Below are 12,982 nucleotides of genomic sequence, written 5' to 3'. Positions count from 1 at the left end.
AGTTAAATTAATATAGTGGATAGTAGAATAGGATTAATCGTAAAAGAAATAAAATGGTGGTAATATGAAAGCAGATGCAGTTAAGATAGCAGATGGAGTTTATTGGGTAGGAGTACTAGACTGGGATATAAGGAAATATCATGGATATACCTTAAAGGGTACCACCTACAACGCGTACCTAGTATTTGGAGATGAGAAAGTTGCTATAATAGACAACACCTATCCAGGAACTTCTGCTCAGATGTGGGGAAGGGTAAAGGATGCTTTTGAAAAGGAAGGTAGGGAGTTCAAGATAGATGTAATAGTACAAAACCATGTAGAGAAGGATCACTCTGGAGCTCTACCTGAGATTCACAAGAAGTTTCCAGAAGCTCCAATTTACTGTACAGAGGTTGCTATTGAGGGGTTAAAGAAGCACTACCCATCTTTAAAGAATGCTCCATTCAAAGCTGTAAAGTCCTTAGAAAGTGTAGATCTCGGAGGTAAAACATTAACATTCTTAGAAGCACCACTCCTCCACTGGCCAGACAGTATGTTTACATTATACAACGAAGGAGGAATACTCTTCTCAAACGATGCATTTGGCCAGCACCTCTGCTACCCAGCACATATGAGGTTTGATAAAGACATCCCAGAGTACGTCCTGATGGATGCAAACAAGAAGTTCTACGCAAACTTGATTACACCACTCTCTAAGTTAGTATTAAAAAAGTTCAAGGAGGTTACAGACTTAGGACTCTTAGAGAAGATTAAGATGATCGCTCCATCTCATGGACAGATATGGACAGAGCCAATGAAGGTAATAGAGGCTTACCAGAACTTTGCAACTGGTAAGTGTAAAGACAAGGCTACAATAATATACGATACGATGCACTATTCAACTCAGAAGATGGCCCATGCCTTTGCAGAAGGGCTGATGAGTGAAGGTATTGAAGTGGTAATGTACTTCCTCCACGAAGATGAGAGAAGTGAAATTGTCAAGGATATCCTAGATAGTAAGGCAGTACTCTTTGGAATACCAACAATCTATGACGAGCCATATCCATCAATGGGAGATATAGTGTACTATCTTAGAGGGTTGAAGTTCAATAGAACAGGGTTGAAGAGGTTGGCAGTTGTCTTTGGATCCATGGGAGGTAATGGTGGAGCAGTTGAGATACTCAAAAAGGAAATAGAGTCCTGTGGCTTCAACGTACTTGATGCATACGAGTTGTACTACGTACCAACTGAAGATGAGTTGGAGAAGTGTTACAACATGGGTAAGAGATTGGCTGCAAAGATAAAGGAGATGTAATCAACCTTTTACTTTATATACTTTTTGATTATATTGTTTTCGCTGTTTAAGGTTATTTATAAAATATAAAATAGGAGGTGAGGACCTATGGTTAATGTAGAGTTGGTAAATGAACACAAGATAGGTGTTACAAAGGGTACAGATTTAGAAAAAGAGGTTGAAGCAAACTTTAAAGGAGAGTGTACAGAGGTAGGTCTATATCTGGCAATGGCAAGACAGGCCCAGAGGGAGGGATTACCAGAGGTTGCAGAAGTATTGAGAAGGATAGCCTTTGAAGAAGCTGAACATGCTGCCCACTTTGCAGAGATGAATGGAATTATATCCGAGAACTTGAAAGAGAACATCGAGAAGATGTTGGAAGGGGAGTGTAAGGCAAACAAGGAAAAGAAAGCTGCCGCTAAGAAAGCTAAGGAGTTAAATATCGATCATGCTCATGACTTCTTCGATGAATCAAGTAGAGACGAAGCTAGGCATGCTATGATGTTGAAGGGATTGTTGGAGAGGTACTTCAAGTAAATAACCTTTTTGACTGGTTCAATAATACTTATGCATTTTTTTGCTATTTTCTTTTTTAATATTTTTCGTAGAAACATGCCTAAACACTAGAGAACATGAGAATTCTCTATAATTATTATTTTGATTATTATTTAGAGATGATATATTAATATCTATTAAAATTTTTAATTGTTGTTAATACTATTTTTAAGATGATATTGATTTTATTATTAAGAGTTGTTTATATTTTTTATTATATAATAATGAAGATAATAATAAGAGGGATATTGTGGAGATAATAAAATGGTCCAAAGATCTAGAATCAGGAATAGAAGCATTTGACGGAGAGCATAAGGTACTTATAAAAACTATAAACCAAATATACACTCTGATGAGGGAAGGAAATAAAGATGAAGCAAAAAAAATACTAGTCGATACAGTAATTACCTATGCAGATAAACACTTTAAACATGAAGAGGAAGTCATGGAAAGGTACAACTATCCCAAGGAGAAGTTAGATGGTCATAAAAAGATGCATAATTTTTTTGTTAAATACCTTGTAGAAACCCTCCTTCCAGAGATTGAAAGGGGAGATGACAAAAAGTTTAACGATGCATTAAATTTTATAGTTGGATGGCTTATTATGCATATAAAGAATATGGATGTAAATGGGTATGGAAAATGGTTTAAAGAGAAGAAAATAGAGATACCTGATAAGATGATAGAGATATAAATATTCAGAAGATTGTCTTCCTTCCAATGTTCAGAAGTATAGTAAGGAAATCTTAATTCTTACTTATATTTTCATAATATCATTATATTTTAAACTATTAAATTATTTATAAAAGGTTTTGATAGAAAGGAAGTGAATAATTTATAAAAATAACAGGAATAGACAACACCCAGTGCTTCACCAGTTTACAGTGCAATTCAGGAGAATATGGACTTCATATTTACTTTCACTTCATTGTATCTATTATTTTTTATTTTTTTTACTATATTTAATATTATAGTTTAAATTTTCCATATTTAGAGTTAAGGTGAAGTTATTTCAACTCCTCTAGTATTATTGCAGGGCATATCTTTTTAACTCCATCTATTTTACCTAACTTGTTAAAAAGTATCTCAGATAGTTCTTTACCATCCCGTGCCCAGATCTCAGTCATGATCATATGATCTCCGGTGGAAGTCCACACCTTTTTTACCTCTTCAAATTCACAGAGTTTCTTTGCAACTGTGAGGAAATCCTCTGGGTTGGTATCAAATCCAGTTAATGCAACTACGTTGTACCCAATTTTAGAGGGCTCTACCTCTGCTCTGTAGCCCTTAATAATACCTTCTTCCTCCATCTTTCTAATCCTCTTCCTTACAGAACTTTCACTAGTATTTAACATCTTTGCAATCTCTGTGTAGGGTTTTCTACCGTCCTTCATCAATATTTCAAGTATCTTCATATCCTTTTCGTCCATACTACCACTAGTTATAAATATTTTTTGTTTTTATTAAAATATATGATACTGATATTTTATATAATTTTATCTTAGGTGACATCTTGGTTGTAAGGATAGTAGTAGATAAGGATAAATGTATAGGATGTGGTAGATGCTACGATGTGTGTCCAAAAGGTCCTTTAATATGGAAGATGGACAAAGATAAAAAGTACTACGCCTACGACACAAGTTACTGCCACAACTGTAAGTTATGCACAGGTAGGTGTCCTACCAATGCTATATCTATAATTAAAGAAGGTGTTTAGGGGTTGTTATGGATATCATCCACATGTTGGAGACCTACAGAATATGCCATCCTACGGAAACCTGGAATAGAATAACCCCCATTCTCAATAAAATAGGTGTTAAAAACATAGAGAGAATAGATCATCTAGATAGGATAGGTATTCCCGTTTATGCGGTAGAGAGAATAACCCAAGATGGTGTAATATATCACCTAGGTAAAGGGCCTACAGATATACAGGCTAAGGTTTCAGGATCTATGGAGGCTATAGAGAGATACTCTGCAGAATTAAAACCAGATGATAGAGATAGGCTTAAAGACAAACCTGATAATCCTGTAGATATAAGAGAACTTATTTTACCTGTGGATGTATATAGGTATCTTGGAGGGAAAAATTATATCAAAGGTATCAAGTGGATAGAGGGATTTGACATTATAAACCAGTGTAGCTTAGATGTACCTGCAGAGGGAGTGTTCCATCCCTACAGGGGTAAATTATTCAGGAGTCATACAAATGGTATAGCCTCTGGTAACAACCTATACGAAGCTATCCTCCATGGAGCTCTCGAAGTTATAGAGAGGGATGCCTGGAGCATTGCAGAACTCTCTGGAAATACCTATAAGAAGATAGATGTGGAAGGGGCGAAAAATCCCTTGATACACGAACTGTTGGAGAAGTTTGAAAGTGCTAATATAAACGTCATACTTAAGGATCTAACAGGGGATGTAGGTATCCCCACTGTGGGGGCAGTATGTGATGAAGAAGTTTGGAGGGATCCTGCCCTTCTATGCATAGGTGTAGGGTGTCATCTACATCCTGAGATTGCAGTTATCAGGGCTCTTACTGAAGTAGCCCAGAGTAGATCTACACAACTTCACAACAAGAGAAGAGATACTATAAGAGGGAATATAGTAAGGAAAGTAGGTTATGAGAGGATGAAAAGAATTCACAAAAGGTGGTATCAGTACAGGGAAACTGTAAATATCGAGGATATGGAGAATTGTGCAACTTATAATCTAAAAAAGGATCTGGAGATATTGAAGGAGAAACTGATAGAGGCAGGTTTTGACAAACTTATATACGTAGATCTGAAAAAAACGGAGATAGACACTGTAAGGGTTATAATACCAAGGATGGAAGTTTACTCCATAGATAGAGATAGGATATCTCCCTGGGTAAAAGAGAGGATAAAAAGAATAAAACCTATTAAATAGTTAAATAGTTATCTTCCCGTTGTTCCACTCGATATATACATCTCCTATTCTAGACATATCAAAAATAGGTATCCTCCCAGGTGTTGGGTGAATACCCATCTTCTTCTGAAACTCTGTCTGTTTCTGGAAGGTACCGCTGTTAACCATCACAGTACCTTTGTAGACACCATAACCGTTTATATGTATATGTCCAGCGTGGAATATATCAGGTTCCTTATGAATAACTAGGTAATCTATATGTTCAGGAGCTATAGGACATCTACCTCCATATGTTGGACATAGGTGTCTCCTCTTCAACAGTTCTCTCATTATAGAAGGAGGATCTGTATATTTAGCAGAAGACACCTGTCCTACGATATCGTCAAAACTTCTACCATGGTATATCAGAAAATCCAACCCATGGACATTTACATATCCTGGATTACTTATAAATGTAATGTTGTCTAAACTGTCGAATAACTTCAACACCTTTTTAGGTAATACAGGTTGAGGTTCTGCAGGCCTTACAGCGTCGTGGTTTCCAGGGGAGATAATTATATGTATATGTTCAGGTATCTCTTCCAGGTATGTTGCAATTTCAGAATACTGTGCCATAATATCTATCTCGTAGAGGTCTTCTTCCTGCCCTGGGTATACACCAACCCCATCTATGAGATCACCTGCTATAGATATATACTTCAACCTACTGACGATCTTCTCTTCTATACCTTTACTTATCTTACCGTTTAGTAGTTCTATAAATCTTTTAAATACATTCCCTAAGAACTCTCTACTCCCTACGTGGATATCAGATAGGAATGCGGTGTATATCTTTTCATCAATACTTCTTGGTGTTTTTGGAGTTATATCAGGTCTTATACACTCATTTGCAAAGAATATCTCTCCAGTATTTGAGACATAACCCCTAAATCCAACAACTTCATCCAACAGTATATCGTCAGGTAGTTCACCCCGCTCTATCTTGTCCTTCATCAGTATTACTGTAAAACTACTCTTTTCATCTTCTATCTCCACCTTCTTATGTCCATTCTTCGTAGTACTTATATCAAAGACTATTCCAACGATGAATACATCACTTTCTCCTTTCATCTTATACAACTTCTCCAAAGGATAGGCTTTTCTCTTCACTTTCCTCTCTATCATTTTCTTTATCCTGTTGTATCTATCTTTAAAGTACTTTTTAAAATCCTCTATAGTACCTTCACATGTGGATTTACCTGTAACATCCCACTCTCTATATACACTTATCTTACTCTCTATATCTTTAGCTATATAGTTTATTCTACGGTTTATACTGTTTCTTATAGATTTTATTTCAGATATTCTTTTCTTTCTCTTTTCCTCTATTAAAGTATTTTCAGTTTTTTCTATAACTTCTGAAGATGTATCCTTAGCAATATTACTCACAACTTCAGTAGTATCAGATGTGGTGTTATCGACTATCTTACAGATAGGAGATGGAGTACTATCAAGAACCTCAGTACTACTCTCTAACATCTCCTCCTTGTTATTTATCCCATCTCCTATGTAGTATTTTGTGAAATTACAGTTTTTATACATTCTTATAACATTCTCTAAGTCAAGTTTTAGAAAAATATTTAAAAAATAGTCGTCTAGTACTATAAATGTATTATTTTTACTTTTAAATTCCTTAATTTTCATTAGTAAATCTTTTCTCTCCTTTTCTGACATGTTGTTTATTCTACGGTAGGACTCGGGAGTTAGAAGAATTTCAATATCTAAGAAATCCTCCAGCATAGTCTCCCTTTAGATTATTTAAAAGATTGTTGATAATTATTGATAATTTGGTTTTTAAAATCCAAAGAAGTGGAATATTCTTCCCACTATTTCCATAATAGAGGCAAATATTGTCCCAATTATTCCATTTGAAGTTTCACTCTCTTTCGTAGTACTTGACATACTTTTTGTTACCTCACTCTCGTTATATACAACGGATAAGTTAATACTCGAGTTATTATTTGTTGTATTTAATAGAGATGTATTTTCTATGGTATTACTCGAGTTATTATTTGTTGTATTTAATAGAGATGTATTTTCTATGGTATTACTCGAGTTATTATTTGTTGTATTTAATAGAGATGTATTTTCTATGGTATTACTCGAGTTATTATTTGTTGTATTTAATAGAGATGTATTTTCTATGGTATTGTTTAATTTAATAGATCTCTCTAGGAGTATGGGATAATCAGTATAATTAATTTTTACAAAGTCGGGGATTTCTACAAAAAACCTTAAAGTATACTCAGAATCTTTGAGACCTTGGAGCCTAAACTCTATCTTATTAACTTCTCCAGGATATATAACCTTACTGTATTTTGTACTTTCAAATACCTTTTCATTATCCTTTTCCAACACATACCAATATCTGTAATATATGGGTTTTGTACATGTATAACTGTATTTTATTTCTCCATATATCTTAGAGTTGTTGTACTGTAATTTTTCTATAGATAGGGGACTAAATACAGTAATATATTTAGATGCTACCAATATCGGATTAGAGTAATTTACAGGAGATATATAAACTTGTAAATATCCTTTAAACCCTTCATTAAATTTAAGTTTGAAATAAACAGATTTCTCCCCTTTTGATGGGATACATATAATTTTTTTATCACTCGATTCTTTAAATTCATTGTTTTCTCCTTTTACTTCTATCCATGTAAATACTCTAATATCTTCGTCCATAGGGTTTCTAAAGGTTATCTTAAATTTATTCTCATAACCTGGTACAGGAATATTGCTATATTGTGATCCGTTCTTCAATAATGTTACTTTTACACTATAAGGACTAATATATTCAATATCAGCTTTAATGTTATTTACATTGAAATGGAATATTTTAGAGTAACTTGTTAATGCTCCATCAACCTTCACTGTAAATTTTATATCTCCTTTTACAGCGGTGTTGAATGATATTGGGAGATAAAGAGTTGTTTTTCCCCCGGGGTTTATTCTAAATGAAAGTCTTGAAGGACATTTCATTATTTCTTTATTAAAATCTAAAGCATCAACTGTAAGATTCCCGGAGAGTGTTTTATTGTAACAATTTTTCAAAGTTATCTTTAAAGTACAGTTATTATTAATAAACAAATCTACGTAGTAATTGTTCCCTATAGGTCTATATACCCCATTTCCTTTGTCAATTTCAATACTATCTATGTATACTGGAGAAACTGCAATCGGTTTGATTTTTAAATTTTCAGAGATTTCATATTTATATGTTCCACATTGTAGAGATATATTTAATCTGTTCTTAGGATATTTGATACTTACAGGTAGATATATCTCCTTAACTTCAAACTTATTTAACTCTACCTCTTTTGTGATTCTATCAGTGTCACTTTCGAGAGTCACTACTACAGAAGACTTATCGTTGAATCTATTTACCAACGTTAATTTAGTGATAACGAGATATGGATCGTCTTTTAGATATATCCTTGGTAAAACTTTAGTATCTCCATAGTTACGGCTTTTTATCAACTCCTCTAATTCAACATCTTCTATTTTAGAAGTCCTGTAGTAATTCTTCAGAATACCTACAACATCTTTATTTAAGGTAGTTACTATTTGGAAATCTTGTAGAGATATTGGATAATAAAACTTTTTATGTTGTATTATCCGTGAATATTTGATTTTATATCCATCAGTTGTATATATTAAAGTATAAGCCGGTCCATCGGAGTAGTCATGTATTCCCGAGACATTGATATGAACCTGAATCTTTATAATATCTTCTTTAGCTGTTATTGGAGGTATTTTAAATTTTATTTCACGTTCACTACCTTTTGCTAAGTATATTACTTTACTGTCGTTTTTTCCATAGTAGAGCACTCCTTTGTCATTAGGATACTTACTGGCATCTTTGTTGAAATTTTGAGATACTACCGCAATCCATACTTTAACGTTGTAGTCTGACTGGGAATATCTGTTATTTTTCAGGGTTACTATAAACCAGGGGGAATTACATATTTCAATATCTGGTTTTGACTCATTGATAAATGAATCCTCACAGGATATATTTACAACATCTATTGGGTCGGGTACAGCTATAGTAGCTTTTTTACTAGTTAGAACTTTTCCATCTTTATCCAGTAGAGATACATAAATAGTGTGAATACCAAATTCTTTAAATTTTAACTCTGCAGGTATAACTTCTTCTTTATGTGGTAGTATTGGTACAAGGGATGACTTCCAACTTTCACCTTCATCAGATTTAACCTCTAAGATAACATCGTGTTGGTAAGATCCTCCATACACCTTCACAAAAATTGTTGGTGTTATTTTGGGGTTTATATAATATTCTGTAGTGTGTGTTGATGTTCCCACTAAAACATTTGATGTCCATACATCGACTATTTTTAAATCTTCCCCATATATTTGAACAGTAGCTAGTGCAAGTAGGGAGAAGAGCATAAATACTATTTTTGTATCCATAGTATCTACCATTATTTTTAGTTATAATTAATATACTTACAACTAATATAATAAATTTTGATATAATAAATTAAAATTTATCTAAAATTTATATTTAGAGTAAATAAAAAACTTAGTTCTTATCAAACTGATAAGGTTCAAAAAAATAATAACTATAAAAAGTTAAAAAAATAAAAAAATGTTTAAAAATCTCAAATGCAAAATTAAAAAATAGAGAAAAGAATTTTCTGAAATACCTTCATATACTACTGTTGATATCACAATAGGATTTCATACCTTGTCTAAGTGTTCAGAAACATTCTGAATATTCAATTCCTTTAATAAGAGCTAAGGTTTATTGTAAATTATTTTATTTTATCAGGATTTTTTTGATGGAACTAGATTATATACTTAATAATTTTATAATTACTCAGATCATTCTTCAGAGAAGGTTTTATCAGCAGGTTGTTATTTAGATTTTAGACAAATACTAAAAAACACTAATATAAGCAACATTAGTTATTGTTATTGAATAATTTCAAAATGGTATGTTAAAGCTTAGGAACCTCACAGAATCCTTCATTTTATACTTAGTTTTATCAAAAGTCTTGTTCTAATTTTAAGTTCATATCTATTTATCTTATTTTTTCCAGGTTTAACGAATGAACATAGAAAAAACAGCAAACTGGTGTTAACTCATTTAAATTATAAATCTTGAAGTTGTGATGTTAAACACACTCTTTATAAAAAAGAAGTAAATACATAAAAGATAGAGATCATGAACTTTCACAGGATAAGATATTAAAAGTAAATAAACTATTTTGATGATTTTAATGGAATCTGTTTAAGGTGAAAACCTTGAAGTTGGTAATAGGTAGTAGGGGAAGTAAACTGGCTTTAGCCCAAACTTACTACATAAAGAATCTCCTGGAAAAAATAGATGAAGATTTAGAGGTTGAAATAAAGATAGTGAAAACGAAAGGAGATGTAGATCAGAGAGTTTCTATATCTCAGTTGGGATTAGGAGTATTTACCAAGGAATTGGATATTAAGATGTTAGAACATGAGATAGATATTGCAGTTCACAGTCTAAAGGATGTACCTACGCTGTGGAACGAAGATCTCACTATAGCTGCAACCCCACAACGAGAAAGTTACTACGATGTAATAGTGTACAACAGGAACGTGGATATAGAGAGTAGCGTCGTAGTGGGCACTTCTAGTGTTAGAAGAAGAGCCTTCCTCTCTCTGAAGTATCCAAAGATGAAAATAGTCTCTTTAAGAGGAAACATAGACACTAGATTGAAAAAATTAATGGAAGGAAAATATCAGGGAATAGTTGTGGCTGAAGCAGGTTTAAGGAGACTTAAAATAGATCTAGATACCTTAAACCTGAATTACAAGAAATTGGATATTCCTCCTGCACCAGCTCAGGGTGTTATAGGAGTGGCTGCCAGGAAGGGAGACAGAGAGATCATAAAACTACTTAAAAAGATAAACGATAGTAAAACTTATTTATAATCTACTGCAGAGAGATGGGCACTGAGAACTTATGGGGGAGGTTGTCAGGCTCCCTTTGGAGCTCTTGCAAGGTATTGCAGGGAGAGTAGAGAACTTCATCTTATCTGTAGTGTTGTAGATCTGGAAAAAAGGAGAATTCTATCAGAAGAAAGTAGGATCAGCTGTGATATAGGAGATATAAAAGGTGCTAAGAGGTTGGCAAAATACGTAGGTGATAGATTAAAGGAGTGTATAGAAAGTTAGATTTTACTCTTTTGAAAGTACTATTTCGATAGTTGAAACATTGACTGTCCTACCATCCTCATTTTTTACCTTATCAGTTCCTAATCTAACCTCTTCCACTTTAACATTAGGTAGGAATCTATTTCTTACCATCTCTTCTACATCTACAGCCTTACTTATCGCCTTACCTCTAGCTTTTATCACTACCTTGTCTACGTTCTCTACGTTGAATTGAGTGATTACTGCAAGGACATAGTTCATAATACTTTTTTTACCAACAAATACTGTACCCATCATAGTAGTCCCTCATATTCTTTTTAAAGTATGGAGATAGTAATATACTGTAATAATATTTATAGATTGTTATTTAAGGTTATGTTAACTTATTGTTGATAAGGTAGGTGCGGAATAGTAGAGGGCAATAAATTCCAAAAATAATAATTAAAATTAACAATAATAATAAAAGAAATAACCAGAAAAATGTAAAAAAACTCTCTTAAGAAAAGATTTAATAGGAATCTTTGATGTAGTCCAGGGGTAGTTATACTTTATTCTTTTGTCATAAATTTATATTCTTTATTACAGAGTTTAATATTTTTATTTTTTTTAATAATTTTATATTTCTTATAATAATCATACTTTTTTAATAGTTATTTAATTTAAAAAGTTTTGTATTGGGATTATCAACAGTCATAATTCTAACATTCTAATTATGATATATTTTCCAACGTCCTATAAAACCTATAAAATAACTCTCTCGATTTTTTTAATTTAACATTCCCAACCTCCAATAACATCTTGAGGTAATTCTTATCTGCTAGGATACGCCCATCTATACCAATTGGTGCATCTATTCTATAGGTACTCAATATCTCTACCATAACCCTCTTATCCGTTATAGACTTTATAGAAGAAGCTTTTAAACCGTTGTGAATAGCGAGATCCAGGAGTCTCTTCGCAGCAGGGATATTTCTGGAGGCCACGTGGAGTATGGGGGAGTTCATTATAAAAACTAACATCCCAAAATCTTTAGATCTTCTCTCTAAGGCTTCAAATAAATCTCTCTCATCTCCATAGTGGTGCCACTTTCCAAGCCATCTTGAATGTACCTTGGGATTTTTACCTTTTGGAAACTCCATTATACCACATCTCCCGATACAAGAACTAGTTGTGTAGTAATCTTCCATCTCGTTTATTCTCTCAAGTAGATATATTATACCTTTATCTACGAGGCCTTTCTCTAAAGCATTCTTCAACTTCTTTAAGGCTTTCTCTTTATCTTCCTGGAACATGATAACACTTTATATTAATTTTATTTATATCATAATTTAGATATTAGAATATCTAATAGAAATGTTTATATAACATTATCCCATTAATTACCCTGTAAAAAGTTCTTTATTCTATGATGTAAGGAGATATAAGGTGGAAATAATGGAGTTAGACGTCCGTGGCCTCATATGTCCAATGCCTGTGTTGAAAACAAAGAAAGCGTTGGAGGAATTACCAGAAGGTGAGAGATTAACTGTAATAGGAGATTACAAACCTGCCCTGGAGAATATTAAAAGATTCGCTGAAACCAATGGTTATAAAGTAGTATCCATCGAGGATTCTGGAGATACTTTTAAAATTGTAATAGAGAAGTAAATAGGTGATATATTGAAGTTTACGGTGATAATCACCACAGCTCCTTATGGCCATGAAAGAGCATATTCGGCTCTTAGATTTGCCCTTACCTCCCTGTTAGAAGGTATAGATGTAAATATATTCCTTCTAGAAGACGGTGTCTACGTGGCGAAGAATTCTCAAAATCCCTCTGAGGTCCCAAACTACATGGAATACTTAAAAAACTGTATAGAATCTGGGGCGATTGTAAAGGCCTGTGGTCCTTGTTGTAAAGCGAGGGGTTTAAGGGAAGAAGATCTTATAGATGGAGTGGTACTAGGTACAATGCATGACTTAGTGAATTTTGTAAAGGAGAGTGATAAGATTATTACCTTCTAATGCTTAGATTGTAATAACAGATAAAATTAAAGTTATAGTTAGAGATTTCGGATATATACC

The 12,982-nt window shown here is 33.2% G+C and carries 13 protein-coding genes and 1 pseudogene; 9 read left to right on the top strand and 5 right to left on the bottom strand.

Annotated features, from left to right (window positions below; translation table 11 throughout):
* Window positions 1-64: 64 nt before the first annotated feature.
* The 3 genes from MHHB_RS04610 (at window position 65) to MHHB_RS04600 (ending at window position 2,522) form a co-directional block, all read left to right on the top strand.
* Window positions 65-1,294 (top strand): FprA family A-type flavoprotein, encoded by a 1,230-nt coding sequence (locus MHHB_RS04610; protein ID WP_131007502.1) that lies wholly within the window; start codon window positions 65-67, stop codon window positions 1,292-1,294.
* 87 nt (window positions 1,295-1,381) lie between these two features.
* Entirely contained in the window at window positions 1,382-1,810 is a 429-nt protein-coding gene (locus tag MHHB_RS04605) for a ferritin-like domain-containing protein (protein ID WP_131007500.1), read from the top strand.
* A 268-nt stretch (window positions 1,811-2,078) separates the two neighbouring features.
* Complete coding sequence (locus MHHB_RS04600; protein WP_131007498.1) at window positions 2,079-2,522, top strand: bacteriohemerythrin; 444 nt, start codon at window positions 2,079-2,081, stop codon at window positions 2,520-2,522.
* Between the two features lie 313 nt (window positions 2,523-2,835).
* Here MHHB_RS04600 and MHHB_RS04595 read toward each other — a convergent pair whose 3' ends face one another.
* Complete coding sequence (locus tag MHHB_RS04595) at window positions 2,836-3,258, bottom strand: winged helix-turn-helix transcriptional regulator (protein WP_131007496.1); 423 nt, start codon at window positions 3,256-3,258, stop codon at window positions 2,836-2,838.
* An 83-nt stretch (window positions 3,259-3,341) separates the two neighbouring features.
* Here MHHB_RS04595 and MHHB_RS04590 point away from each other — a divergent pair, with 83 nt between their 5' ends.
* Together MHHB_RS04590 and MHHB_RS04585 are read left to right on the top strand one after the other, a co-directional pair.
* On the top strand, window positions 3,342-3,545 hold the full coding sequence (locus MHHB_RS04590; protein WP_131007494.1) for a 4Fe-4S binding protein: 204 nt from the start codon (window positions 3,342-3,344) through the stop codon (window positions 3,543-3,545).
* 8 nt (window positions 3,546-3,553) lie between these two features.
* Window positions 3,554-4,738, top strand: coding sequence for a YcaO-related McrA-glycine thioamidation protein (locus MHHB_RS04585; RefSeq protein WP_131007493.1), 1,185 nt, complete (start codon window positions 3,554-3,556; stop codon window positions 4,736-4,738).
* Here MHHB_RS04585 and MHHB_RS04580 read toward each other — a convergent pair whose 3' ends face one another.
* Both MHHB_RS04580 and MHHB_RS04575 read right to left on the bottom strand, forming a co-directional pair.
* On the bottom strand, window positions 4,739-6,496 hold the full coding sequence (locus MHHB_RS04580; RefSeq protein WP_131007491.1) for a DNA-directed DNA polymerase II small subunit: 1,758 nt from the start codon (window positions 6,494-6,496) through the stop codon (window positions 4,739-4,741).
* Between the two features lie 54 nt (window positions 6,497-6,550).
* Window positions 6,551-9,196 (bottom strand): COG1470 family protein, encoded by a 2,646-nt coding sequence (locus MHHB_RS04575; protein WP_131007489.1) that lies wholly within the window; start codon window positions 9,194-9,196, stop codon window positions 6,551-6,553.
* An 837-nt stretch (window positions 9,197-10,033) separates the two neighbouring features.
* Between MHHB_RS04575 and hemC the strand changes: the two genes are divergently transcribed.
* Window positions 10,034-10,696, top strand: a complete 663-nt coding sequence (gene hemC / locus MHHB_RS04570; RefSeq protein WP_326830420.1) for a hydroxymethylbilane synthase — start codon at window positions 10,034-10,036, stop codon at window positions 10,694-10,696.
* Between the two features lie 15 nt (window positions 10,697-10,711).
* Window positions 10,712-10,939: pseudogene (locus MHHB_RS06635) on the top strand (hydroxymethylbilane synthase); the annotation flags it as partial.
* Between the two features lie 3 nt (window positions 10,940-10,942).
* Here the strand turns inward: MHHB_RS06635 and albA are convergent.
* Window positions 10,943-11,215, bottom strand: a complete 273-nt coding sequence (gene albA / locus MHHB_RS04565) for a DNA-binding protein Alba (protein WP_131007487.1) — start codon at window positions 11,213-11,215, stop codon at window positions 10,943-10,945.
* A 413-nt stretch (window positions 11,216-11,628) separates the two neighbouring features.
* On the bottom strand, window positions 11,629-12,210 hold the full coding sequence (taw3, locus tag MHHB_RS04560; RefSeq protein WP_192893824.1) for a tRNA(Phe) 7-((3-amino-3-carboxypropyl)-4-demethylwyosine(37)-N(4))-methyltransferase Taw3: 582 nt from the start codon (window positions 12,208-12,210) through the stop codon (window positions 11,629-11,631).
* Between the two features lie 142 nt (window positions 12,211-12,352).
* Here taw3 and MHHB_RS04555 point away from each other — a divergent pair, with 142 nt between their 5' ends.
* Together MHHB_RS04555 and MHHB_RS04550 are read left to right on the top strand one after the other, a co-directional pair.
* Window positions 12,353-12,565 (top strand): sulfurtransferase TusA family protein, encoded by a 213-nt coding sequence (locus MHHB_RS04555; protein ID WP_192893835.1) that lies wholly within the window; start codon window positions 12,353-12,355, stop codon window positions 12,563-12,565.
* Between the two features lie 12 nt (window positions 12,566-12,577).
* Complete coding sequence (locus MHHB_RS04550; RefSeq protein WP_131007483.1) at window positions 12,578-12,922, top strand: DsrE/DsrF/TusD sulfur relay family protein; 345 nt, start codon at window positions 12,578-12,580, stop codon at window positions 12,920-12,922.
* Window positions 12,923-12,982: the final 60 nt, after the last annotated feature.

The sequence above is a fragment of the Methanofervidicoccus abyssi genome (assembly GCF_004310395.1).
GTDB classification, from domain to species: domain Archaea; phylum AGJL01; class Methanococci; order Methanococcales; family Methanococcaceae; genus Methanofervidicoccus; species Methanofervidicoccus abyssi.
The sequence above is the reverse complement of the archived record's forward strand: the minus strand, read 5'-3'. Positions and strand labels throughout refer to the sequence as shown.